Below are 22906 nucleotides of genomic sequence, written 5' to 3' on the forward strand. Positions count from 1 at the left end.
ATGCGTTGAAAGAATAGTAACTTTTAAAGAAGTAGAAATGAATTACAATAGTTTAATTAATTTAGCGTAATATTATTGGATACAACGTTTTATGAAAGAAAAACATGATTATTTTACGATAGACGCTGTCGTAGAAATACCCAAAGGAAGCCGCAACAAATACGAATATGACCCGGAGAAAAAGATGATCCGCTATGACCGGATGCTTTTCTCTTCTGTACACTACCCCAGCGATTATGGCTTTATTCCCGAAACTTTAGGCTTAGATGGTGACCCTATTGATGCCCTGGTCCTGGTATCTGAACCTACATTCCCTGGCTGTTTGATTGAAGTGAAACCCATCGGTTTGTTTAAAATGTATGATGAAAAAGGTCCGGATGAAAAAATACTGTGTGTACCGGTAAGCGATCCTAAATGGAATTACATTGACGATTTGAGCGAAGTGAATGCTCATTTAAAAAAAGAGATTGAGCATTTCTTCCAGATTTATAAAGAATTAGAGAAAAAAAAGGTAGGGATTGAAGGCTGGGACAGCAAAGAAGCTGCTATCCGGATCATTCAGGAAGCACAGGTCCGCTTTCAGGATAAAAAATCGTTAAGGCTCAATTTCCTGCAAGGTTTATCTGATATGTAAATTATCTTTTTGTTTGTATACAGCGCTGGAATTTAATAGGCAGACATCTTCCGCTTATTGAATTCCAGTTTTTATTTTAGCTGCATTCAGAAGTCAATATTCACAATTCTTGATAAAATAGCTTTCACTTCCGGAAAACTCAATCACCAGTTTATATAGATTTACACCACAAACCAGCTAGTATATCATAATGCACCTCTCCCTGTTTCGTCTTTATCGTCCGGATATAATGGCTACTTTACGGATTAGCCTACCGATTATTATTGGCCAGCTGGGAACAGTGATGATGGGAGTAGCCGACAATATACAGGTAGGTGCTTTGGGCGCTGCTTCCATTGCAGCAGCTGGTATTGCCAATTCTGTTTTTTTTCTCTTTGCTCTTTTTGGCCTCGGAACACTTTCTGTGATCGCACCCCAGGTAGCTACAGCCAATGGCCGCAATGAAAAAATGGAATGTAGTATGCTGCTCCGGGCAGGTTTCAGGCTGGGTATCGGACTGGGTATTCTTATTGGGTTAATTCTACTTTTTCTCTCCCTAAATTTCCACTGGTTCCGGCAGACACCGGAAGTAGAAGCGCTGGCAGTTGAATACCTCCAGATCATCAGCATATCAGTAGTTCCCATGTTTTTCTTTATGGCTATTAAACAGTTCAGCGACGGACTTTCCCATACGAGAGTGGCTATGGTTATTACCATTGGCGGACTATTGTTCAACGTATTTTTCAACTGGGTACTGATTCACGGTAAATTAGGGTTTCCACAATGGGGTTTAAATGGAGCTGGCGTAGCTACTATGCTGGCACGTTTGTTTATGGCCGTAGGTATGCTCGGCTATATTTTCAGATCGTCTTTGTTTTATGGATATATTAATAAACCACCCACCGGATATTCTTTTACACCCTTGTTAAAAAAACTGTTGCGACTAGGTGTGCCCGGTGGTTTTCAGTTGTTTTTTGAAGGAGGCGCCTTTTCGGGAGCTGCCATTATTGCCGGCTGGCTGGGAACAATTGCCTTAGCTGCCCACCAGATTGCCCTTAACCTGGCTACCATTACGTATATGGTAGCCGCAGGCATTTCTTCTGCCGGAGCTATAAGGGTAGGACAGGCAGTGGGTATAGGCAGCCATACAAAAATTGTACGGGCAGGAACCGTTTCGCTGGCACTATCAATAGCATTTATGAGCATGGCCTGTTTTGTTTTTCTCACTTTTAATTATTCACTGGTCAGGTTATATATTCAGGATGAAGCGGTGGTGAACTTGGGAGCGGCCCTGCTGATTATTGGTGGATTTTTCCAGTTGTCCGATGGTGTACAGGTGGTTGGACTTGGAATTTTACGGGGAATTGAAGATGTGAATGTACCCACTGTTATTGCACTGTTCGCCTACTGGGTAATTGGCCTTCCACTAGGGTATGTACTCGGCTTCACATTAAATATGCATGCACAAGGCATCTGGCTGGGCTTACTGGCAGGGCTTACAGTATCTGCTATTCTGCTCACCATCCGGTTTTATACACTTACCTATAAAATGAAAGCCAGCAAGCATCTCCGAACAATGGGTTGATTCCCTTATATTTATTCCGCTTAAACCATACAGGATAAAATCAGCATTCACCTTCATTGAAGATAAAGATTATATTTTTTTACTTTCTCCTTTTTCCCTCTATTTTTGCCAAAACTTTAAATCTACACCATGAGCGTACTGGTCAATAAAAATTCCAAGGTAATTGTACAGGGCTTCACCGGCTCTGAGGGTTCATTTCATGCCCAGCAAATGATAGAATACGGCACCAATGTAGTGGGAGGTGTAACACCTGGCAAAGGCGGCAGTACTCACTTAGATAAACCTGTGTTTAACACAGTAGCAGAAGCGGTAGAATCAACTGGGGCCAATGTATCTATTATTTTTGTGCCGCCTGCTTTCGCTGCCGATGCTATTATGGAATCGGCCGATGCGGGCATTGAGGTAATCATTACCATTACCGAAGGAATTCCTACCAAAGACATGATCTACGCTAAAGAATACCTGAAAGGAAAAAAAGTTACCCTGATCGGACCTAACTGTCCTGGAGTAATTACGCCGGAAGAAGCCAAAGTAGGTATTATGCCAGGATTTGTTTTCAAAAAAGGCAAAATAGGCATTGTATCAAAATCAGGTACGCTTACTTATGAAGCTGCCGACCAGATTGTAAAAGCCGGCCTGGGAATTTCTACAGCCATTGGTATTGGCGGCGATCCCATAATTGGTACGCCCACTAAAGATGCCGTGGAATTATTAATGAACGACCCGGAAACTGAAGCCATTGTAATGATCGGAGAAATTGGTGGAAGTATGGAACCAGATGCGGCCCGTTGGATTCAGGCAGATGGCAACAGAAAACCAGTTGTAGGCTTTATTGCAGGGCAGACAGCACCCAAAGGCCGCCGGATGGGCCATGCCGGAGCGATTATTGGAGGAAAAGAAGATACCGCAGAAGCAAAAATGAGTATTATGAACCAATGTGGAATTCACGTAGTAGATTCTCCGGCTAACATTGGTGAAACCATGCTGAAAGCGCTGAAAAAGTGATTAACCAGTCCAAGAAATAGCTTAGTAAGTTTAATACCATACCTCCTGTATACTTAACTTTTTGTATGAAAGAGATTATAAAGAGATATATAAAAGGTTTAGGATTTCTTTTGACAGAGTATACCAACAGTATTATTCAGGATAAATTATCATCCTTACAAAAAGCATCACAGATTTCTCTACAACAACAGTATAAATCTATTGCAGATGAATATATACAGGAGAAACGAAGCTATTTGCCTTCTCTGGAGGAAGTAGAACTCAGATGTTATTCTCAAAATGGAGAAGATGGAATTTTATTATATATTTTTTCACTGATTGGGACTACTAATAAAAGAGTAGTAGAGATTAGTGCAGGAGATGGATTAGAATGTAATGCAGCCAACCTGATTATTAATCATGGTTGGTTTGGATTATTAATAGATGGCAATTCGAAATTAATTGAGAATGGCAAAAAAGCGTATCGTAAGCTTAGAGATACCCGTAGTTGTCCGCCTATCTTAAAAAGTGCCTGGGTTACAAAGGAGAACATAAACGAGGTAATTCAAGTAGAGGGATTTACAGGAGAAATAGACCTTTTTTCTTTGGACCTGGACGGCATAGATTATTGGCTTTTAAAAGAGTTAGATATTGTATCTCCCAGAGTAATTGTACTCGAATATCAAAACATATGGAAAACTGAACGCGCCGTAACAGTGCCTTATTCTTCGGATTTCAGGCATAATGCAAGTAAGTATGATACAAACTATATGGGAGCGTCATTGCCTGCTTTTATTAAACTACTTAAGGGAAAGGGATATAGATATGTGGGTAGCCAGAGTCTCGGATTTAATGCCTTTTTCATTAAAAATGGCATAGGAGATAAATTATTACCTGAAGTATCGCCAGACGAAATATTCAAATATGCCAAAGTAATCCATAGTATTAAAGGCCGTCTGGATAAAGTAAAAGATTTACCGTGGATGGAAGTATAGATTTTAGTTATTCATTTTCTTAATTTCAGGTTGGATTACCTGTCATAACTGCTTAATTACGTACTATAACCCACGGTAATTCGTTTTCTTTTATTCATAAAAACTAAAACAATCTTATACTGGCCAATAGTTATTTATGGGTTACATTCATATGAATCTAGCTAGATATTGTTTATATGAATATTTATTAGTTTTCTCCTTTTTTTTAATCAGACAAGCCCATGTCAGTTATAACTTTTGGGAACTAAAACACCCTTAGAAACAATTGTTTACATAGTTGTATCTTTGCTTTTTCTTCCTGATTTTGTTTTATTATGCCGCTGATTCCGCAATCTGATTATAAGCCACCCTTTTATCTGTTCAATGCCCACCTGCAAACCATTATTCCCAGCTTGTTCCGGAAAGTAGAAGGCGTACAGTATACCAGAGAACGGATTGACACTACGGATGGCGATTTTCTGGATTTAGACTGGTCATGTAAAGGGAATACACGGATTGCCATTATATCGCATGGCCTGGAAGGAGATTCGTACCGTCCCTATGTGCGAGGGATGGTAAAAGAGTTGAATGGCAGCGGATGGGATGCCCTGGCCTGGAATTTCCGGGGATGTAGTGGAGAGATCAACCGGAACCTGCGTTTTTACCACAGTGGTGCCACGGAAGACCTGGAAGAAGTGATCTGGCATGTGTTGCAAAAGAACCAGTATCATACCATTGCCTTAGTTGGATTTAGTTTAGGCGGCAATCTGACTTTAAAATACTTGGGTGAACAGAGTAAAAATATTTATCCTCAGATTAAAAAAGCCGTGGTTTTTTCGGTGCCCTGCGATTTACAGACCGGTTCGCTCAAGATGGCTGGTTTTGGAAATAAAATTTATATGACCCGTTTTTTGAGGCACCTGCGTAAAAAAGTACAGGCCAAAGCAGCACTAATGCCTGACAAAATCCACGACCGGGAATACCACCGTATCAAAACTTTCCGGGATTTTGATGACCGGTATACAGCACCATTGCACGGATTTAAAGATGCCATTGATTACTGGACACAGTGTAGTTCCAGAAACTTTTTACATGGCATTGCCATTCCTACGCTGATTGTAAATGCCAAGAATGATCCTTTTTTATCTCCGGAATGTTTTCCTGAAAATCAGGTCAAAGAACTGTCAAATGTTTTTCTGGAAATACCTGAAGAAGGCGGGCATTGCGGATTTTACAATAAAGACCTGCATGGTAAATACTGGTCGGAAGAGCGGGCCATCAGGTTTTTAGAAACTTAATTGTGATTTCAGTTCAATCAGATTAATTTTGTAGCATGGAAGATTTAGTAAGCAGAATTACTCTCAATCCGGATGTTTGCAAAGGCAAGCCTACCATCAGAAATATGCGTTTTACTGTATCACAAATGCTGGAATTACTTGCGTCCGGCATGTCAACTCAGGAGATCTTATCTGATTATTCCTTTATAGATAAAGAAGACATAGAAGCTTGTTTGTGGTATGCGTCAAAACTTGCCAATACAAAATCTGTTACGCCTTTGGCATAAGTAAATATGCTAAAGTTTATAATAGATACCCAATTACCTCCCATACTTGCTGATTTCTTGAAACAAAACGGCTTTGATGCGATTCATACTACATTTTTCACAGATGGCCATCTGTTACAAGATAAGGAGATCATAGAGATAGCTTTAACAGAATCCAGAATAATTATTACCAAAGACAACGATTTTATAGATAATTTTTTACTAAAAGGCGCTCCGCCAAAAGTATTACTCTTAGCTTTGGGAAATATCAAAAATAAAGATCTGCTGCGCATTTTTGATATCTACATGCAAACCATCAATCTTTTGCTACAAGACAAGGCCAGCTTAGTCATTTTACAACCCGGAAACATAATCTCATACGAATAATACACTCATAAATGGAAACTACCGTAGCACTGAACAAATACATTATTATTGATTTCGATAGTACATTTACCAAAGTAGAGGCAATGGACGAATTGGGAGCCATTTCTCTGCAGGGTAATGCCGACAAAGATAAGATCATTCAGGAAATTAAACATATTACTGACCTGGGCATGAATGGAGAACTGTCTTTTACACAGTCTCTGGAAAAACGGATTGAACTCCTAAACGCTAATAAAGCTCAGCTTCCACAACTCGTTGAAAGGCTCCGTACCAAAGTATCCAACTCTTTTGAGCGCAACAGGGCTTTTTTCATGGAGTATGCTGATAATATTATGATCATCTCCAATGGGTTCAAGGAGTTTATTACGCCCATTGTTACAGAATTTGGCATTAAAGAAGAGAATATTTTTGCCAATACTTTTGTCTACGACGAAAAAGGGAATATCATCGGTTTCGACCGCAGCAACCGCCTGTGTGCCAATAAAGGAAAAGTTGAACAGATTAAATCGCTGAATTTACAGGGAGATATTTATGTAATCGGAGATGGTTATACCGATTATGAAATTAAAGAAGCCGGACTTGCCAATAAATTTTATGCCTTTACCGAAAATGTAGAACGGGAACGGGTACTAAGTAAAGCAGACCATATTGCGCCTAGTCTGGATGAATTCCTGTATCACAATAAACTGCCCATGAGTTTGTCTTATCCTAAAAATCGGATAAGCGTACTGCTGCTGGAAAACATCCATCCTAAAGCCTTAGAATTGTTCAGGCAGGAGGGCTATAAAGTAGATGTAGTGGCCGGCGGTCTGGACGAAGATGAACTTTGTGAACGCATTAAAGATGTAACCGTACTGGGCATTCGTTCCAAAACCCAGGTTACCCGTAAAGTACTGGAGAGCGCCAATAAACTGATGTGTGTAGGAGCTTTTTGTATCGGCACCAACCAGATTGATCTGAATGCTTGTTTAGAGAGGGGAATTGTAGCATTTAACGCACCCTACAGCAATACCCGGAGTGTGGTAGAACTGGCCATTGGTGAAATTATTATGCTCATCCGCAATATTCCCGACAAGAGTAATGGCATGCACAAAGGCATCTGGGATAAATCTGCTAAAAATAGTTTTGAGATCCGGGGGAAAAAGCTGGGTATTGTAGGCTATGGAAATATCGGGGCACAATTATCTGTAATTGCAGAAGCACTCGGTATGGAAGTGTATTATTATGATATTGTAGAGCGGCTGGCATTAGGTAATGCAAAAAAATGTAATTCTCTGAAAGAACTGCTCAACATAGCCGATATTGTAACCCTGCATGTAGACGGACGGGCCTCTAACAAAAACCTGATTGGAGAGAAGGAATTTGCCCAGATGAAAGATGGCGTTATCTTCCTGAATCTGAGCCGGGGTGCCATTGTAGATATTCCTGCCCTGGTGAATGCCGTTAAAAGTAAAAAAATACAGGGGGTAGGAATTGATGTATTCCCCTATGAACCCAAAACCAATAAGGAAGAATTTATTAACGAACTCAGAGGCTTACCCAATGTAATTCTGACCCCGCATATTGGTGGAAGCACCGAAGAAGCGCAGGTAAATATTGCCAACTTTGTTCCGGGAAAAATCATTGAGTTTATTAATAAGGGAAACACATTTATGAGTGTAAACTTCCCCAATCTGCAATTACCCGAACTCACCGATGCCCACCGCCTAATTCATATTCATGAGAATGTACCTGGTATTCTGGCTCAGATCAACAGTATTCTGGCTAAATATCATATCAATATTGCCGGCCAGTACCTGAAGACAAATGAGAAGGTAGGCTATGTAATCACAGATATTAATAAAGTGTATAACAAAGAGGTGGTGAGCGAACTAAAAAACATTCCGCACACCATTAAATTCCGGATGCTGTATTAATACCTATGTTATTTATATAATGGATAAATAAAAAGAGCCGCAAATTGCGGCTCTTTTTATTATATGGTTTGTTGATGAAGTTTAAAATTTGAATGATGCTCCGAAAGTAGCCCAGCCTAATGCACCTCTACCGCCTTCAAAATATACCCCAAAACCAGGATTAAACATATACCGCACACCTAATACTGGCCCTAATACCGGGCGCACTCTATTATTATTTGGCATATTGAAGCCAGGCTGATTCCAGTAATCATTATCATAATACCAGCTGGATATTTGTAGACCTGCAATCACTGAAGCATATAAGTCCAGTTTGTTTTCGTCAAGATTTAAATCCAGTGCATCGTTTAATAAAGGTGTGGCATGGAAAGTACCTCTTCCACCAAAAGCAAATGCCCTAAAACCATCTTTGTATCCATTTCCGTATTTATAACCCCGGGAATAAAAAGCTGCGTAACCTCCTACAGCAAATTGATCGTTAATGCTGTATTCTACGTTAGCAGTTAAAGGAAAAAATCCACTAAAATTACCACTATAAAATCCATATCCTCCATATCCGATAACACCTAAGGAAAGGCCGGCATTTACGGTAATATCTCCAGTATCATACAATTGGGCTTTGGCAGGCTGGGCAGTAAAATAAGCAATAAAAAGAGCGGCAATCAGTACTAATTTGTTTTTCATTGTGTGTAGATAAATGATAATAAAAATAATTGGTTAAAATGATTACAAAAATTCAGCTGTCATTGGCTGAATACAAGGCTTGATGCAAATTCACATGCGAAGTAAACCGGTTTTTAAGAATTTTTGCAACTTTTTATATAAAAGGTTAATATTTCTATCCAAATACATAAATCTTAAGGATAATGCTCAAAAATTATCACTTATCCAGGGTAGACAAACACAAAATGTATAACTTTACCGCGAAAACAAACCTCATTCCGCTAAATTTTTTCCTGCCGTGCAAAGAAAAGTTTTTTTTACCCCCGGACCAGCTCACTTGTACCCTACGTTTGAAAAGCACTTACAAACTGCCTTAGACGAACAAATAGGGTCTATCTCTCACCGGAGCAAACAATTTAAAGCGATCTACCAATATACGGTAGAGCAGTTGCGTACCCTGCTTGCTATTCCTCCGCAAAGCGCTATTCTGTTTACCGGCTCAGCCACCGAAATCTGGGAACGGGTATTACAAAGCTGTGTGGAAAAAGAAAGCTTTCACCTGGTAAATGGCGCTTTCTCCAAGCGTTTTTATGAGTTTGCGGCAGAACTGGGTAAAAAAGCCATCAAACAGGAAGCACCCTTTGGGCAGGGTTTTAATACCGGACAGATACATATTCCTCATAGTGCAGAGTTGGTTTGCCTTACACACAATGAAACCAGTTCCGGAGTATCTATGCCGGTAGAAGCCATGCATCAGCTAAAAAAAGATAATCCCGACACTTTGTTTGTGGTCGATATAGTTTCATCTGCCCCTTACCCTGCGCTGGATTATAGCTTAATTGATTCCTCATTTTTCTCGGTGCAAAAAGGATTTGGTATGCCTGCCGGGTTGGGTGTATGGATTGTGAATGAAAAATGTTTGCAAAAAGCTGAAAGTCTGAAAGCGAAAGGGCTACAGATCGGTACTTACCATAGCTTACCTTCGTTGTGGAGCAAATACACGGCTTATGAAACACCTGCTACGCCAAACGTACTGAGTATTTACCTGCTGGGCAAAATTGCTGAAGATATGAACCGGGAAGGAATAGCCTCCATCCGCAAACAAACTGAAGAAAAAGCAGCCTTGCTTTATTCTTTTCTGGAAAAAAGTAAGTTGGCATCTGTTGCCGTTCAGAATCCGCAGCACCGTTCGCAAACCGTGGTAGTGGCAGATGTAAAACAATCGTCTGCTGAATATTTACAAGACATTGCTAAAACCGGAAATGTGGTGGGCAGCGGTTATGGCAGCTATAAAGACAAACAAATACGTATTGCTAATTTTCCGGCCAATACTACAGCCCAGGTAGAAGCACTCATTCAGGTGATGCAGCAACTCGAAGCATAAACTCTAATAGAGTAGCCTGCGTAGGAATACACAGGTTTTGCCATGACTTATAGTGGTTTCTGCATAAAACCGGATTTGTTCTTACATAAATACATATATTCTTTTGATAATCAGTGCTTACAAATGGCTTAGACAGGTAGACCATTTGATTATCTACACTGGAAAACAGATAGCTTTTGTGTATTATGCCAGCAGTAGTGCCGTATAAGAACGGAGTTAAATTAGGTAATCTTTATTACAACTGCTGTTTTCGGCAAAACTCAACTTTCCGGGCCTTAGGAAATAATTAATTTTAAGGCTATGGAAGCAACAAATGAATATACTCATCAGGAATTTCTAGCATTAGAAAACCAGAAAATAGAACTCGAATCAGAGAAAGAATCTCTTGAATCCAGAGCCAGAATATTTACCATCACGACTATTGTGCTGGCTGTTTTGTTTTTATTAAGCGTAGCCTATGTCGTTTTATCAGAAGTAAAAGCACCTTTGTTTGGTAAATGGCCTAAAATTGCTTCAGAAAACACAGTATTGAAACAGCAGGTCGAAGATTTAAATGCATTAAAGCCTACCCTTGATAGCGTAATTGCTGCCAACAATATTCTGGTTGAACAAACTGATACACAGCAAGGTGTGTTTTTTGAAGTACAGATCGGTGCTTTTGAGCATTTTAATTTAGACCAATATGCACAGGAGCTGGCCAGATTGAAAAAAGAAGAGGTAGATGTAATGGATAAATATACACTAGGTAAATTCCGTGACTTTAAAATGGCTAAAGCCTTTAATGAAGATATAAAAAAAATGGGCGTAGTCGATGCCTTTATTGTAGGCAAAGTTGATGGGCAGCGGGTTGACCTGCAGGAAGCTGTAGATAAAAGTAAAAAAGGCTTTTGATATCAAAAGCCTTTTTATTTATACTATCTTCTAATTGTTCAGGTATTTACGATATAATAAGAGTGATCTTATTTACCTTCTTCGCTGTGAGTGATTCTGTTTTGGTACCTGCCCCGCTATTGTCCTTATCCCCTTTCTCCGCAATAATATAATATACAGCTGGTTCCAGTTCATTAAAAGAGGCTTTGCCCTTAGCATCCGTTTTTAGGGTAGCTCCTACCTGATTCTGCTCCTTATTGTAATCTTCTTCCGTTTTAAATAACCGCACATCTGCTCCTTCTACCAAGTTCCCCAGATCGTCCCGAACCGTTACCTGTAACTTGGTCGTAAGAATTTGCTCCGGCTGAGATTTGAAATCAAAAGCAGTAAGACTGAATAAGAAAGACAGAATTAAGATCTTAATCATTGTAATACGTGTTAGCACTTGATAAAAGTATTATTCTATATGTAAAAACAGGCTTTGATCATCTGCCTGTTTCCTCTCACAAGTATACAAAAGGAATGTGGCAAAATCAACCAAAGCCTGCTTCTGATTCAATAAGCAAAAGTTGAGTTACTAATTAACTCACTCAATTACCCTACTTTTTCTGTTTCTCAATTTTAGCCGGACCAACGATTTTAATTTCTTTATGCTCACCCTGATTGGCTTGTGAGCCGGTCAATATGGCTTTGGCCATCTGAAAAAGCTGCACCATTTTACTGGAAGAGCTGTCCCAGAATTCTGCCTGTTCGATATTTACAACCAGCAAAGCGATACCAGGCTGCTCCAGACCTTTGGGAAACCAGGCTCTGAACATAGGATTCCAGAGTTTCTCCATTTTATTTTTATCATGTACAATTCTCGCTCTTCCGGATACCGATACATAGGTACTATTTGCAATATCAGCATACGCTAAGTTTACTTCCGGCTGTTTGTCTATCTCATCCGTTTTTTCGGTTTCATCGTAGGTAAAAAACCAGAGCTGCCCATCGAACTCTGCTTTGGTAGTAGACATTGGCCGGCTGCGCAGCAAACCATCTTCCCCTACTGAAGTAAGCATCGCAAATTTAATATCCTTGATCTTGTCATATATCTGTATGAGGCCTTCTTCTCTTGTTATAGCTTTCATAGTTTTGGTTTAAAGTGAAACATATACCTCTTACATACGCTGAAAAAAAAGGAAGGTTAATGTTAATTAGCAGTAAATAGTGAATCCCAGGTATTAAGAAAGTAATGAGTCAAGTATATAATAACCTTATAATCGCTGATCCAGCAGTTATTAGTATGAAAATATTGTAGGATGAATAAATAAAAGAGCAGGCATACAAATCACTTAGAACAAATGGCTACTAACCAAACCAGCTAGCCTGTTTTGCGTTGCTATATTGAATAAATCTTTATGAAACTAACTGAAGAATTTTATCAGCAGGACACAATTAGTGTAGCCAAACAATTGCTGGGAGCCTACCTGGTTCATGAAAGTGAATGGGGCATTACCTCCGGACGTATTGTAGAAACCGAAGCCTATTTATGGGGAGATCCGGCTTGCCATGCCTACCGCCGGAAAACCACACGCAATGCCATGATGTTTGGCCCGCCGGGAAATGCCTATGTATATCAGATTTATGGATTACATGAGTGTATCAATGTTGTAACTGCTCCGGTTGGTGTGGGAGAAGCAGTTCTGATCCGGGCTTTGCAACCAATAGAGGGAATCGAACTCATGCAGCAGCGAAGAGGAATGGCAGAAATAAAAAAACTATGTAATGGGCCTGGCAAACTAGTGCAAGCCATGGGAATTACCAGATCTATGGATGGCATTAGTTTACTCACCAGTGCCTGTTATATTCTCTCTCCAGCAACTTTACCGGAATACCAGCAGCCATTTGAAATGGTTACTACCACCCGGATTGGCATCACACAGGGCGCTGACTTACCTTACCGCTATTATATTGCTAAAAATCCACATGTCAGCTATAAGTAAAAATTTATCTGGAACCAGGATTACACAGATTTGAATAGTTTAATAAGCTGATAATCATATGGTCGGATAGCTAAATGGTTAGATAGTTATATTGATTGAGCTACTAAAGAAACTCAATCACTCAATCACTCAATCACTCATTCCCTTATTCCATCCAGAATCCGGTTGACCAGCTTTGCTTCTTCTTCAGAGATATGTGTAAAATCCTTGCGAATATCATCACCCGTCTGATCCAGCTTTTGAAGAAGGGCCAGTCCTTTATCTGTAATTCTCACGTTTACTGCCCGGCGGTCTTCAGGACATTCACAACGGTCGAGCAATTGTTTCACCCGCAGTTTTTCTACCAGCCGGGAAGCATTAGAACTCTTATCCAGCATACGTTCGGTAAGCAAGGTAACAGTGGCGCTTTTGGGGTGCTGTCCTCTTAAAATACGTAAGATATTGTACTGTTGTGGGGAGATTCCGTAGGGTTTAAATCGTTGGGTATTGCGAAGATTCAGCCAGCTGGCGGTAAAAATAATGTTCAGTAATAATTTCTGGTATTCGTTCTGAAATTTACTTTGTTGAATTTCCTTCTCAAGTTCCATATTGGAAATTATAAAAATTTATAACACAAATATATGTATATACATCAACTACTCATCTCTGGTTGCATAAAGACGTAGTAACTGTGTATATTTAAGCAGCAACCCAATTATATCTAATTAACCATTGAACAATATACAGAACTTTACTTAGTATCTCCTATCAGGCCTTTATAGTTTTTCCTTCTTTTTTAAACTCTTTCCGGATTCCCTGTAAAATGTCTTCTAAAGTCACTATCCCGGAATTCCGGTTGAGAGCCATCAGGGTACAATACCGCAACACGTTAATAATAGAACCGCCAGCCATTTCATAATCAGCTGCTATTTTCTTCAGATTCATAGAGGGTTCCAGTTCAAAGGAGCCGCCAAATGCCTGTTGCCATAAACGCAGCCGCATCGCTGGATTAGGCATCGGAAAATATATAATAGATTGAAACCTCCGGGAAAATGCTTCATCCAGATTTGCCCTCAGGTTGGTAGCCAGAATGACAAGTCCGGCAAAATCTTCTACCCGTTGCAATAAGTACGAAACTTCCTGATTAGCATAGCGGTCGTTGGAATTATTGGTCTGGGTGCGTTTTCCAAACAAGGCATCGGCTTCATCAAAAAACAGAATCCAGTTTTTATTTTCGGCCTGGTCGAAAATAGAAGCCAGGTTTTTTTCCGTTTCCCCAATATATTTAGATACCACCATCGAAAGATCAATCCGGTACACATCCAGCCCTTCAGATTTACCCAATAGCGAAGCTGTAAGCGTTTTTCCGGTACCAGGCGGACCGTAAAACAAACTCCGGTAGCCTTTTTTTATCTTCTTAGCCAACCCCCGTTCGTAAAGCAAGGTATGTCCATATTTGATCCAGGCTTTTACTTCTTCAATTTCGTCATAGGTATCATAATCCAGCACCAGGTCTTCCCAGTCAAGTTGAGTAGTGATGAGCTGGGCCGGAAAATGGGTGCTATAGGTCGGGCGATAAGGTTTGCCAGTTGTAAATAAATTCAGGTATTCTTTGCTGATGTTAAGTACGCCACTCAAGGCAGGTTCCTCGTTTTCTACCGGTTTTAATTGAAGAATATTCTGTTTGTAAAAAAAGTGCGAAGCATCGAACAAATGCATACAATTGAGCTTTTTTTCTACATCCCTTCCGGCAATCAGGAACAAAACTGTCTGGCCGGTAGGTAAAAAACCTGCGTGATTCTTACCTTTTACACCTCCAAAATTAGTATGGCTGTATCCATGCCGTTCATCTTTTATTAAAAAATCGTCGAGCAGATCAGGAGCTAAATGTGGCGTAAGTGCCAGCAAAAGCATAATCCTCTCCTCGCGTGACATATTAAATTTCTTTACGCAAGTGGCATACGCACTATCATCATTGGTTAAATCCGGTAATGGTTTCTCATTTATCAGATACTGATCAGATGGATATTCCTCCTGATACACCGGCTGGGCAGGAGCCACACCAAAATAACTTTGAATGCCGGATTGAATGACACTGTGCAGCCAGTCTAGTTCCAGTTCCAGGGTAGTAGCACGTGGCGAAGGAATAAGCATAGCTTTATTGCTGAATTGTTCAATAGTTATATAGTAAAGAAGCGAAGCCTGAAACCTGGATTATTGTCTGGAACCAGGATTTATCGGATTCAAAGATTAACAGGATTAATATAAAGAAAATCCTGCAAATACCTGAATCCTGTTAATCTTGTTTCCAGAATACGCATTTAGATAAACATAATTCGTAATTATTTTCTACACCAGTTTCGCATAGCGGTTGATCCATCGCTGGGGAAGTTCTCCTTTCAAAGCTGCCTGATAATCGGTGTAACTGCAAGGTACAATCGAAACTTTATTAGGTTTACTGGGATAAGGCACTTCCATCCACCATTTCTCATTCAATGTATTTTTATAAAAAATAACATCATGCGCTCTCGCTCCGGATAGCGGCACTACATACTTGGTATAGGTTTTATCAGAAAAATCAACTTCTTTCTTCCGGTGGTAAAATCCTTCCACAAAATACCAGATCATGGTAGCTACTACTTCGGCTGTCTGGTTGCGGTGGTCATAATCGGGATTATACTCATAAAAGCCGACAGATGCCATTTTTTCATTTAATCCGGCATACCAGCAAATCTGGCAAGCTTCCTCTCCGGTCAGGCCAAAGGCATGAGCCTGAGCATTACCGGGTGCATCCGAAAGTTTAATAGCGGTAATATCAAAACTCATCATGGTAGATTCCCGGATCAGGGGTTCGATTTCCTGTATATTTTCGCGGATTTGTCCCAGCCGGTACGCTTCAAAATAAAGTTTCTCCAGAATCGCCAGATCATGAGCAGACGTAAGGTATGTCTGGTAAGCCAGATGACTGAAGGTAAACAGGTAATTGGGTTCGTGCATCAGAATATCATGAATATGCCGCCTACTCATGGGATGTTTTTCATTTTCGCTCATATCCATTAAGGCATCTACATTGAGCAACGAAACACGCATAGGCAGGTTTTCATGCGCCCGGTACTGGCCATAATCCAGGTCGTGGGAGCCGCCTAGAATTACCGGGATTACATTATTGTGAAGCAGCGTTTCACATACTTCCTGCAAGCGCAAATAGGTATCTTCAAGAGTAATGCCCGGCCTTAGATCTCCCAGATCTGAAATTTTATAGGCGTGGTTTCCTTTTTTTAAGGGATATAAGGCTTTGCGGATGGCAGCGGCTGCTTTATAAGTGCCCTTATTCGTAAGTGTTCCCCGTTCTTCGGGTACGCCCAGTAAAGCTAAATGGCTCTTTTTCCAGGCTGGCATTTTCTCCAGATGTATTCGCAGGGAATGCTGCCAGGAGTCGGCTTCTGCCTGATCAGATAAAATGGTTTCGTCTACCGGGTCAAAAAAAATGGTTAAATTCATTCAAAAACAGCAGGAACAGATGTAAAAGGCTGAGGGCAATATACGGAAGTTGGTCGAGGAAGTGGAAACATGGGTTATGGATTTTCAAAGAAAGAGTTGAGTTGGGGTGGCTATCCCGAAAACAGCTTAGCAGGCCATTTGAAGGTTAGCAGCTCATCCGGTGCACTTAGGAGACCATTCGGCGAGGTTAGCTGGTGATTCGGCACGGTTAGCAGATGAAAAAGTAGATCCCGATGGGCTGCTAACCAGATTAAACGCTCTGCTAAAGGCAAATATGGCCTAAAACAGGCATTCATTGAGATAGGAGAGAGAAATACATCTGAAGCTCAGGTAAGAGGAGTGAATAGTTTCTTTCCTTATAATGGTTTGAACTGCACCGATAATATCGCTGCAAAAAAATAGCTACCAGATTAATCCATATTGCGTGTATTTGCTTAAATTAGGAAATACACACATGTGCATACACGAGTTGCGTGTATACACATGTTGGCAAACATTTAAACTAAAAATATGAAACATTTAATCTCAATTACAATACTTTTACTTACTCTGGCAACTTCCTTTGGTGCCTGTGCTCAAAACAAAACATCAGAAATATTGACTATCTTGATTGATTGGGAGCCAAATGGAAAAAACAAAGTATATATAAGTGAACCAGGAAAAGAACCAGTTGAAAAAATGTTAGAAGGAAAATTTCAAGAAAAAGAATTGATTTTAGTATCGAAGTCTTTAAACGACCTCCTAAACAACTTTGCGATCAAAGGGTGGAAACTTCAGTCCACATTTACAATGACAGAAGCATACAATATTCAGTGCTTTCTTTTTATTAAGGACTAAATTTTTATTATAAAAACGTTTGCCAACGAGGTGCATAATTTAGGCTCCGTTTTACTTCGCCCAATTTATGCACCTGGCCTGTTATGGCAATTGAATAAAACAGAAAATCATGACACAGCCTACCTATCCTCTTATAATGATTTACAATAATAGGGTGTTACATGTAATACCAACAGAAGTTGATCTTTCTAAGCCTACCCCTTTTGATTATATCAGACCAACTGACCAAGAAGTTGCCTTTGACTCGAATGGCAATAAGTGGACCTACCTTCTCACTTCTAATCAATCTAATCAATTCGAAGATAGTCTTTCAAAAAAGCTTTTGTTGTATCTTTTCCCTAGTCCGGTACTAATAGTCAAGCCGGAATGGACAAAACAGGGCATTTATCAATTGGAGGAGCTAAAAGGGATAATCACTGAGTGTATAAGCAATGGTGATGGTGTTATCTCACCATTCACAGATGCAGATCGTATAGAAGTTGCAATCAGCCAAGCAAACTCCTTCAAGGAGTTGTATCAGAATCTGATTAAATATGGCTTTGATGTAGAAGAGAACAATCTTTGGCGAGAACAAAAGCATAATTAATAAAAGCCATCTACACCTAACCCATCGACAACTGTTGCTCAGCACAAGTTAAGCTTGAGTAAGCGGTATATGAGGGTTTATAGGCCATTTATAAACATAAGATGAAGTATAGATAATTTATATTGCTCTCATGGATGATCATTTGTTTTGAATACTAATTTTTACATACCACCATCAGCACATCTACAGGATGTAATTCATTCTATCTGGCAGGTGGAGCAGATTACTTCTTTTCAAACGGAATACATTATACCCAAAGGAGTTATAGAAGTTATTTTTAATTTTAGCAGCGGTGTTCCTATTCCTGCCCAACTACAGGGAAAGCAGTATACCTTATCCCAGTGCTTCATCAATGGCTTTAATACGGCACCTGTACAACTCCAACTCCCGGAGCATCATGTATTTTTTGGCGTAGTCTTTCAGCCCATGGCCATAAAGAAAATTTTCAAAACACCTGCCAGTGAGTTTTCAGATATTGCCGTGGATGTAACCGGGCTTGATCCAAGTTTTCATTCGCTCTGGCATCAGCTGGCAGAACAAGATCATTTTAACAACCGGGTTGCAGTTCTTTGCCAATGGATGGAAAGAAAACTATTTGACTGGCAGCCTCAGGAAAAGCTAATCAATCAGTTTTTGTATGCCTCTAACCAGCACGACTTACCAGTGAAGGTGCTTGCTGATACGATATGTTATTCTCCCAGACATTTGTCACGGAAACTCGTAGAGACCACTGGCATGAATACGGAAGAAATATTGCTGTATAAGAAGTACCTGCATGCCCTTCATCTGATGCATCACACCAATTTATCTCTCACCGAAATTTCCTATCAAAGTCATTTTTCCGATCAATCGCATTTTATCAAATCATTTAAAGCCTATACCCACATGACACCAGGAGAGTACAAGCAGAACAAAGGGTTGGTGAAAGGGCACCTCTACGAAGATGTCCGTTAAATACAATTCTACGGGGTAGCCTGCTGCTATCTTTGAAGAAAAAAACGCCACATGAAAAAGATTTTTTTATTTGCCTCTATCAGTATTGCCAGCGGATTGCTGTTTGTTAATTTGTACACTTCTTTGGTAGATGCCAGATCGTGGGGAGGCGATATTCCCAACTCCATCGCCACAGCCAGAGAATATTATAAATCAGTCAATCCGGGAGATTTTTTCAGGATATTTTCTCCCCTCAATCAGGTTATAGGGTTAATCGTGCTTATTCTCTTCTGGAAAGCTTCTGCCTCTATCCGTTTGTATCTGGGTGCAGCATTTGTCCTTTATGTATTGGGAGATTTATTTACGTTTGCCTTCTTTTATCCCCGCAATGATATTATGTTTACGACTGCCCAGCTAACCGATGTAGCCTTGCTCAAAAAAACATGGACTGAATGGGATACCATGAACTGGGTACGTTCCTTACTTGTATTAGCCGGGCTCATCTTCTCCTTTGTGTCTTTACATAAAATATATGCTCCTCAGGAGAAAAGGCAAATTCAGTATTCCTAAACTGCCGTCTGGAAAATTTGCAGAATGAAATCTAAATTCCCTTTACCGCAAACCATTCGCTCATTTATTTGTATCGTAATGATATTGCGTTTAATTTGAACGCTTATTAATATTCATATAATATGGCGCTGATTAAGCCGGTAAGGGGAATTTATCCTAAACTAGGCCAGAATTGTTTTCTGGCAGATAATGCTACAGTAGTAGGTGAAGTAGTAATGGGCGATAATTGCAGTGTATGGTTTAATGCCGTTGTGCGTGGTGATGTACACTCGATCACGATTGGCAATAATACCAATATTCAGGATGGGGCGGTGATTCATTGTACCTATCAGAAAGCGCCTACTGTTATCGGAAATGAGGTTTCTATTGCTCACAATGCGGTTGTACATGGCTGCACCATCGAAGACCAAGTGCTGATCGGCATGGGGGCTATTGTAATGGATCATGCCATTATTAAAACGGGTTCTATTATTGCGGCTGGTGCTATTGTGCTACAGAATACGGTAGTAGAAGCTGGTAGTATTTATGCAGGCAATCCGGCAAAATTCATCAAAAAAGTAAGCTCCGAACAAATACAGCTCATCAGCCGGACAGCCAATAATTATATATTTTATAAAGAATGGTTTAAAGAATAAGCAAGAACTTTATTCGCTTTTACTGTCTCTTTTATTTAAATACGCTAGTACCTGCTCAGCGGAAAGCAGATCACCTTTATCGCCATATTTTTCAATACGCTGGAGTTCACCTGCAATGAGTTCACTACGGGTTCCATAGGTTTTTCCTTGCGAATGATGCACTTTTTCGAGCCAGGGTAAAGCTGACCCTGGCTGGCTGTACAAGCGGATTTGCGGATATATTCTTAAAGCGGCAGTTATTGCAGTCATAAAAGCACGTAACTGGTGAAATGGAGCAGCCGTGATGTGCAGACTGGTATATCTTTGTTGCCGGGCAAAATGCATGAGTGCCTCTGCTTCAACTAAAGTATGAATGATGGGAGTTTCCGGTAATGGTACACCCTTGATCGCATATTCATGTATATTTTCTCTCACTAGCTTTTGTTTCCAGGCATCGAATCCCGGATGTCCGCTGATAGGCTGGGTATCTATAATCAGAATTTGTTTAGTGTAAGAATGTTTAAGTAATTCAATGCTCTTATGCAGCACAGAAGCCTCATTATCCTCTGTTTGCCCAAATAAAAACACACCGTCTGTAGACGTTTCCGGTTGAACATCCGCATAGATACGGATCAGCAATTCAATCATAGCAATCAAATTAATTTCGCAATAATACGCCTTTATATACATTTTACAGCCATATATAAACTCCGAAAATGCAGTGCTCAAATAAAAAAGCCAGACAATCATCGTCTGGCTTTTTCCGAATATATGAATATAATTAATCTACTGTGCAGGAATTAGTTCAATCCGGTACTCATTGCTGCCGGTTTTTGGATTTGTTACTGTATAGGTAACTATCAGGCTTTCATCTGAAAGCGTTTCCACATTTACTTCACTGGGATTTCCGGTACTGAAAGTAATTTTTTTCGGATTTTGATTCTCATCAAATTCCCAGGTGCCGGAAGTAGTATTTCCATTGATATCTATGAGTGTGAAAGCAGTGGCACTTGTAAAATTTAATCGGTAGGCATCGTAATTCTGTGAATTTGGCGTACTTCCGGCCGGATTAGAATATACCACCTGATTGCCCACCCGTACCAGACGTACCTTCCAGTTCTTGGAAATCATTTCTGTTTTACTTTTCGGTTTAGCATCATCGCCTTTACAAGCAGCAAGCAGGGAAACCAGAATGCAGAGAAGTAGCCAGGAGAAAGGCTTCAAATTTTTCATTTGCCTATATTTTGAATTTTGTATGGGATTGTTTGCTAATTTACTAATTAAGTAACATGCGAACCAAATCCTGTGGCTGAATATGTGGATAAATGATATATTTTAAATGTAAGTATAGCTGATTTTTTTAAAGCTACCATCTGTGCAAAAACACATCATACCTAAGCTAGCAATAGTACGCAGAAGCAGCGTAACGCCTGCAAAAAGCAAAAATGCCGAAAGTCTATTCCGGCATTTTTGATATTATATTCTAACTAAGATTCAGAAGCTCAATTATTCTTGTTTTTAGCTTTTTTTCCTTTTTTGCCCTTCTTTTTCTTCCCGGTACCGGTATCTTCAACAACATTTTTCTTCTTTTTCTTTTTGGCTTTTACTGCAGGTAAATCTAAAATCCCCAATCCCAATGTATCATTTACTTGTTTTTTTAGGGAATCTGCCTGATTGGCTAATAGTTTCCGGCTTTCTTTTCCAGCATAGGGAGCCAGCAATACGCCAGCTGCCGCACCTGCCAGCAAGCCAGCTATAAATCCCAATAATGAAGGCTGATCCTGGTTATCCTGCGCCATATTTTATTCTAAAGCTAAAAAAATATCTGATGTATAAGGTAAACAATTTAATGGATAAAAACCAGATTTCACTCTATAAATTATCTCAAATAGAAACACCATGTTAATTACCCATAGTTTCCCATCTTTCTACTTATATATTGTAGTTAATCTTTCTGTGAAAACATTAGTTTATTGTTTACTTTCTGGGAAACACATTTATGCCGCAGGTTCAGGTTAACCTCTTTAAGCACCCGGTTTTGTCTTTCCAGTTCGTTCATTCGATGCAAGATAACCTGGTCTCTTGCTTCCAGCTCTTCGAGCATTTTTCGGTAATCCGTTAACATGTCAGTATTTCCACGTAGGAGAGAATGCGTATCATCTGATCAAAAAGTATTTTATTTAGTCTATAAAACCAGTTCCGCTCTCACAACTCCTTTTTGCAATATTAAACCGGCAGCAAATGGCAGTAATAGTCCTGAAAATATTTAATTATACTTTTAATGAACGCTGGAGGTTACACTTCTTTCTGAGAATTTTACAAAATGTTAAGTAAACGCTTGTTTCTTTTATCTATGAACTGCAAAGTTATTCCTGAGTTAAGGCAAGGGTTCACTTGATTCTTTCAAAAATAGCTATTGAGCAGAATCAAAAACTTTCCGGCCGGATGTTCTTTGAATAAACCGCCGGGTTTATGTACTTTAGATTTTTATTGACTCAACACGTATAATTTATACAAATATGCCTGAACATAGATCCATTGAAAGTGTATTAGACACGCAACAGAAAAAACTGGCTTTTTTTCAGAATCTGATTTTAGTAGCCGCTGCCGATGGTGTATTAGAAGACCAGGAAAGCGATTTTCTGCTCACCATCGGGAATAAATTAGGCCTTCATCCGGATGAAGTAATGCCTATTGCCGACAACCTGAGTGTACTAAGTTTTATTATTCCGACCAGTGGCTTGCAAAAAACCCTGGAACTCCAGACACTGGTACAAATGATGATGGAAGATGGAGAAGTTCATGACCGTGAATATGTACTTTGCCTCGAATATGCACACCGGATTGGCTATACAAAAGAAATTCTTGATACAATGATTGACCAGTTTGCACAGGGTGATACCAATAAATAACACTCAGCTTCTGTCTATTGTCAATGGTCTTTAGTTTATGCTGAATACTACTGTACCATTGACAACCTAT

General features: G+C 39.8%; 27 protein-coding genes. 17 read left to right on the top strand and 10 right to left on the bottom strand.

The genetic code is table 11. The annotated features are described in order from the left end of the window. Positions 1-91: 91 nt before the first annotated feature. The 8 genes from GXP67_RS08125 to serA all read left to right on the top strand — a co-directional run bounded on the left by GXP67_RS08125 (position 92) and on the right by serA (position 8002). Entirely contained in the window at positions 92-634 is a 543-nt protein-coding gene (locus GXP67_RS08125) for an inorganic diphosphatase (protein WP_162442676.1), read from the top strand. Positions 635-824: 190 nt separating this feature from the next. Next, on the top strand, positions 825-2198 hold the full coding sequence (locus GXP67_RS08130) for an MATE family efflux transporter (protein ID WP_232065040.1): 1374 nt from the start codon (positions 825-827) through the stop codon (positions 2196-2198). A gap of 129 nt (positions 2199-2327) precedes the next feature. Then, a complete protein-coding gene (sucD, locus tag GXP67_RS08135; protein ID WP_162442677.1) occupies positions 2328-3203 on the top strand; it encodes a succinate--CoA ligase subunit alpha in 876 nt (291 codons plus the stop codon). 65 nt (positions 3204-3268) lie between these two features. After that, entirely contained in the window at positions 3269-4177 is a 909-nt protein-coding gene (locus GXP67_RS08140; RefSeq protein WP_162442678.1) for a hypothetical protein, read from the top strand. Between the two features lie 314 nt (positions 4178-4491). Then, positions 4492-5454, top strand: a complete 963-nt coding sequence (locus GXP67_RS08145; RefSeq protein ID WP_162442679.1) for a YheT family hydrolase — start codon at positions 4492-4494, stop codon at positions 5452-5454. Between the two features lie 35 nt (positions 5455-5489). Next, positions 5490-5720 (top strand): DUF433 domain-containing protein, encoded by a 231-nt coding sequence (locus GXP67_RS08150; RefSeq protein ID WP_162442680.1) that lies wholly within the window; start codon positions 5490-5492, stop codon positions 5718-5720. 6 nt (positions 5721-5726) lie between these two features. After that, positions 5727-6086 carry a DUF5615 family PIN-like protein gene (locus tag GXP67_RS08155; protein ID WP_162442681.1) on the top strand — a complete coding sequence of 120 codons (360 nt, stop codon included), beginning with the start codon at positions 5727-5729 and terminating at the stop codon, positions 6084-6086. Between the two features lie 11 nt (positions 6087-6097). Further along, positions 6098-8002, top strand: coding sequence for a phosphoglycerate dehydrogenase (serA, locus tag GXP67_RS08160; protein WP_162442682.1), 1905 nt, complete (start codon positions 6098-6100; stop codon positions 8000-8002). 81 nt (positions 8003-8083) lie between these two features. On the opposite strand, the gene GXP67_RS08165 is transcribed toward serA, so the two are convergent. Then, on the bottom strand, positions 8084-8686 hold the full coding sequence (locus GXP67_RS08165; RefSeq protein WP_162442683.1) for a hypothetical protein: 603 nt from the start codon (positions 8684-8686) through the stop codon (positions 8084-8086). Between the two features lie 277 nt (positions 8687-8963). Here GXP67_RS08165 and GXP67_RS08170 point away from each other — a divergent pair, with 277 nt between their 5' ends. Both GXP67_RS08170 and GXP67_RS08175 read left to right on the top strand, forming a co-directional pair. Then, positions 8964-10049: an aminotransferase class V-fold PLP-dependent enzyme gene (locus GXP67_RS08170; RefSeq protein ID WP_162442684.1), complete on the top strand. Its 1086-nt coding sequence runs from the start codon at positions 8964-8966 to the stop codon at positions 10047-10049. 300 nt (positions 10050-10349) lie between these two features. After that, on the top strand, positions 10350-10940 hold the full coding sequence (locus tag GXP67_RS08175) for a hypothetical protein (RefSeq protein WP_162442685.1): 591 nt from the start codon (positions 10350-10352) through the stop codon (positions 10938-10940). 46 nt (positions 10941-10986) lie between these two features. Here the strand turns inward: GXP67_RS08175 and GXP67_RS08180 are convergent, their stop codons facing one another. Next, a complete protein-coding gene (locus GXP67_RS08180) occupies positions 10987-11346 on the bottom strand; it encodes a carboxypeptidase-like regulatory domain-containing protein (RefSeq protein WP_162442686.1) in 360 nt (119 codons plus the stop codon). Between the two features lie 172 nt (positions 11347-11518). Continuing rightward, complete coding sequence (locus tag GXP67_RS08185; RefSeq protein WP_162442687.1) at positions 11519-12049, bottom strand: pyridoxamine 5'-phosphate oxidase family protein; 531 nt, start codon at positions 12047-12049, stop codon at positions 11519-11521. A gap of 270 nt (positions 12050-12319) precedes the next feature. On the opposite strand from GXP67_RS08185, the gene GXP67_RS08190 reads away from it, so the two are divergent. Next, positions 12320-12904 (top strand): DNA-3-methyladenine glycosylase, encoded by a 585-nt coding sequence (locus GXP67_RS08190; protein WP_162442688.1) that lies wholly within the window; start codon positions 12320-12322, stop codon positions 12902-12904. A gap of 137 nt (positions 12905-13041) precedes the next feature. Here the strand turns inward: GXP67_RS08190 and GXP67_RS08195 are convergent, their stop codons facing one another. The 3 genes from GXP67_RS08195 to GXP67_RS08205 all read right to left on the bottom strand — a co-directional run bounded on the left by GXP67_RS08195 (position 13042) and on the right by GXP67_RS08205 (position 16384). Beyond that, positions 13042-13491, bottom strand: a complete 450-nt coding sequence (locus GXP67_RS08195; RefSeq protein WP_162442689.1) for a MarR family winged helix-turn-helix transcriptional regulator — start codon at positions 13489-13491, stop codon at positions 13042-13044. Between the two features lie 160 nt (positions 13492-13651). Further along, the gene (locus tag GXP67_RS08200) at positions 13652-15037 is read right to left on the bottom strand and encodes an ATP-binding protein (RefSeq protein ID WP_162442690.1); all 1386 of its coding nucleotides are present in this window, start codon (positions 15035-15037) and stop codon (positions 13652-13654) included. Positions 15038-15232: 195 nt separating this feature from the next. Beyond that, a complete protein-coding gene (locus GXP67_RS08205) occupies positions 15233-16384 on the bottom strand; it encodes a formimidoylglutamase (RefSeq protein ID WP_162442691.1) in 1152 nt (383 codons plus the stop codon). A 510-nt stretch (positions 16385-16894) separates the two neighbouring features. On the opposite strand from GXP67_RS08205, the gene GXP67_RS08210 reads away from it, so the two are divergent. The 5 genes from GXP67_RS08210 to GXP67_RS08230 all read left to right on the top strand — a co-directional run bounded on the left by GXP67_RS08210 (position 16895) and on the right by GXP67_RS08230 (position 19945). After that, positions 16895-17221: a hypothetical protein gene (locus tag GXP67_RS08210; protein WP_162442692.1), complete on the top strand. Its 327-nt coding sequence runs from the start codon at positions 16895-16897 to the stop codon at positions 17219-17221. 109 nt (positions 17222-17330) lie between these two features. Beyond that, entirely contained in the window at positions 17331-17807 is a 477-nt protein-coding gene (locus tag GXP67_RS08215) for a hypothetical protein (RefSeq protein WP_162442693.1), read from the top strand. A 147-nt stretch (positions 17808-17954) separates the two neighbouring features. Further along, complete coding sequence (locus GXP67_RS08220) at positions 17955-18761, top strand: helix-turn-helix domain-containing protein (protein ID WP_162442694.1); 807 nt, start codon at positions 17955-17957, stop codon at positions 18759-18761. 51 nt (positions 18762-18812) lie between these two features. Then, positions 18813-19310 carry an anthrone oxygenase family protein gene (locus GXP67_RS08225; RefSeq protein ID WP_162442695.1) on the top strand — a complete coding sequence of 166 codons (498 nt, stop codon included), beginning with the start codon at positions 18813-18815 and terminating at the stop codon, positions 19308-19310. 122 nt (positions 19311-19432) lie between these two features. After that, the gene (locus GXP67_RS08230; RefSeq protein WP_162442696.1) at positions 19433-19945 is read left to right on the top strand and encodes a gamma carbonic anhydrase family protein; all 513 of its coding nucleotides are present in this window, start codon (positions 19433-19435) and stop codon (positions 19943-19945) included. A 9-nt stretch (positions 19946-19954) separates the two neighbouring features. Here GXP67_RS08230 and GXP67_RS08235 read toward each other — a convergent pair whose 3' ends face one another. From GXP67_RS08235 to GXP67_RS08250, 4 genes are all read right to left on the bottom strand, one after another. Further along, the gene (locus tag GXP67_RS08235; protein ID WP_162442697.1) at positions 19955-20572 is read right to left on the bottom strand and encodes a YdcF family protein; all 618 of its coding nucleotides are present in this window, start codon (positions 20570-20572) and stop codon (positions 19955-19957) included. A 138-nt stretch (positions 20573-20710) separates the two neighbouring features. Then, the gene (locus tag GXP67_RS08240; RefSeq protein ID WP_162442698.1) at positions 20711-21157 is read right to left on the bottom strand and encodes a lipocalin family protein; all 447 of its coding nucleotides are present in this window, start codon (positions 21155-21157) and stop codon (positions 20711-20713) included. 269 nt (positions 21158-21426) lie between these two features. Continuing rightward, positions 21427-21723, bottom strand: a complete 297-nt coding sequence (locus GXP67_RS08245; RefSeq protein ID WP_162442699.1) for a YtxH domain-containing protein — start codon at positions 21721-21723, stop codon at positions 21427-21429. A gap of 146 nt (positions 21724-21869) precedes the next feature. Further along, a complete protein-coding gene (locus GXP67_RS08250) occupies positions 21870-22049 on the bottom strand; it encodes a hypothetical protein (RefSeq protein ID WP_162442700.1) in 180 nt (59 codons plus the stop codon). Positions 22050-22443: 394 nt separating this feature from the next. Between GXP67_RS08250 and GXP67_RS08255 the strand changes: the two genes are divergently transcribed. Further along, the gene (locus GXP67_RS08255; protein WP_162442701.1) at positions 22444-22836 is read left to right on the top strand and encodes a tellurite resistance TerB family protein; all 393 of its coding nucleotides are present in this window, start codon (positions 22444-22446) and stop codon (positions 22834-22836) included. Positions 22837-22906: the final 70 nt, after the last annotated feature.

Source organism: Rhodocytophaga rosea (genome assembly GCF_010119975.1).
GTDB lineage: Bacteria > Bacteroidota > Bacteroidia > Cytophagales > 172606-1 > Rhodocytophaga > Rhodocytophaga rosea.

What these genes read in the sequence shown, in the direction of transcription:
- GXP67_RS08125 (WP_162442676.1), top strand. Translation starts at nt 92, where the DNA reads ATGAAAGAAAAACATGATTATTTTACGATAGACGCTGTCGTAGAAATA.
- GXP67_RS08130 (WP_232065040.1), top strand. Translation starts at nt 825, where the DNA reads ATGCACCTCTCCCTGTTTCGTCTTTATCGTCCGGATATAATGGCTACT.
- sucD (WP_162442677.1), top strand. Translation starts at nt 2,328, where the DNA reads ATGAGCGTACTGGTCAATAAAAATTCCAAGGTAATTGTACAGGGCTTC.
- GXP67_RS08140 (WP_162442678.1), top strand. Translation starts at nt 3,269, where the DNA reads ATGAAAGAGATTATAAAGAGATATATAAAAGGTTTAGGATTTCTTTTG.
- GXP67_RS08145 (WP_162442679.1), top strand. Translation starts at nt 4,492, where the DNA reads ATGCCGCTGATTCCGCAATCTGATTATAAGCCACCCTTTTATCTGTTC.
- GXP67_RS08150 (WP_162442680.1), top strand. Translation starts at nt 5,490, where the DNA reads ATGGAAGATTTAGTAAGCAGAATTACTCTCAATCCGGATGTTTGCAAA.
- GXP67_RS08155 (WP_162442681.1), top strand. Translation starts at nt 5,727, where the DNA reads ATGCTAAAGTTTATAATAGATACCCAATTACCTCCCATACTTGCTGAT.
- serA (WP_162442682.1), top strand. Translation starts at nt 6,098, where the DNA reads ATGGAAACTACCGTAGCACTGAACAAATACATTATTATTGATTTCGAT.
- GXP67_RS08165 (WP_162442683.1), bottom strand. Translation starts at nt 8,686, where the DNA reads ATGAAAAACAAATTAGTACTGATTGCCGCTCTTTTTATTGCTTATTTT.
- GXP67_RS08175 (WP_162442685.1), top strand. Translation starts at nt 10,350, where the DNA reads ATGGAAGCAACAAATGAATATACTCATCAGGAATTTCTAGCATTAGAA.
- GXP67_RS08180 (WP_162442686.1), bottom strand. Translation starts at nt 11,346, where the DNA reads ATGATTAAGATCTTAATTCTGTCTTTCTTATTCAGTCTTACTGCTTTT.
- GXP67_RS08185 (WP_162442687.1), bottom strand. Translation starts at nt 12,049, where the DNA reads ATGAAAGCTATAACAAGAGAAGAAGGCCTCATACAGATATATGACAAG.
- GXP67_RS08190 (WP_162442688.1), top strand. Translation starts at nt 12,320, where the DNA reads ATGAAACTAACTGAAGAATTTTATCAGCAGGACACAATTAGTGTAGCC.
- GXP67_RS08195 (WP_162442689.1), bottom strand. Translation starts at nt 13,491, where the DNA reads ATGGAACTTGAGAAGGAAATTCAACAAAGTAAATTTCAGAACGAATAC.
- GXP67_RS08200 (WP_162442690.1), bottom strand. Translation starts at nt 15,037, where the DNA reads ATGCTTATTCCTTCGCCACGTGCTACTACCCTGGAACTGGAACTAGAC.
- GXP67_RS08205 (WP_162442691.1), bottom strand. Translation starts at nt 16,384, where the DNA reads ATGAATTTAACCATTTTTTTTGACCCGGTAGACGAAACCATTTTATCT.
- GXP67_RS08210 (WP_162442692.1), top strand. Translation starts at nt 16,895, where the DNA reads ATGAAACATTTAATCTCAATTACAATACTTTTACTTACTCTGGCAACT.
- GXP67_RS08215 (WP_162442693.1), top strand. Translation starts at nt 17,331, where the DNA reads ATGACACAGCCTACCTATCCTCTTATAATGATTTACAATAATAGGGTG.
- GXP67_RS08225 (WP_162442695.1), top strand. Translation starts at nt 18,813, where the DNA reads ATGAAAAAGATTTTTTTATTTGCCTCTATCAGTATTGCCAGCGGATTG.
- GXP67_RS08230 (WP_162442696.1), top strand. Translation starts at nt 19,433, where the DNA reads ATGGCGCTGATTAAGCCGGTAAGGGGAATTTATCCTAAACTAGGCCAG.
- GXP67_RS08235 (WP_162442697.1), bottom strand. Translation starts at nt 20,572, where the DNA reads ATGATTGAATTGCTGATCCGTATCTATGCGGATGTTCAACCGGAAACG.
- GXP67_RS08240 (WP_162442698.1), bottom strand. Translation starts at nt 21,157, where the DNA reads ATGAAAAATTTGAAGCCTTTCTCCTGGCTACTTCTCTGCATTCTGGTT.
- GXP67_RS08245 (WP_162442699.1), bottom strand. Translation starts at nt 21,723, where the DNA reads ATGGCGCAGGATAACCAGGATCAGCCTTCATTATTGGGATTTATAGCT.
- GXP67_RS08250 (WP_162442700.1), bottom strand. Translation starts at nt 22,049, where the DNA reads ATGTTAACGGATTACCGAAAAATGCTCGAAGAGCTGGAAGCAAGAGAC.
- GXP67_RS08255 (WP_162442701.1), top strand. Translation starts at nt 22,444, where the DNA reads ATGCCTGAACATAGATCCATTGAAAGTGTATTAGACACGCAACAGAAA.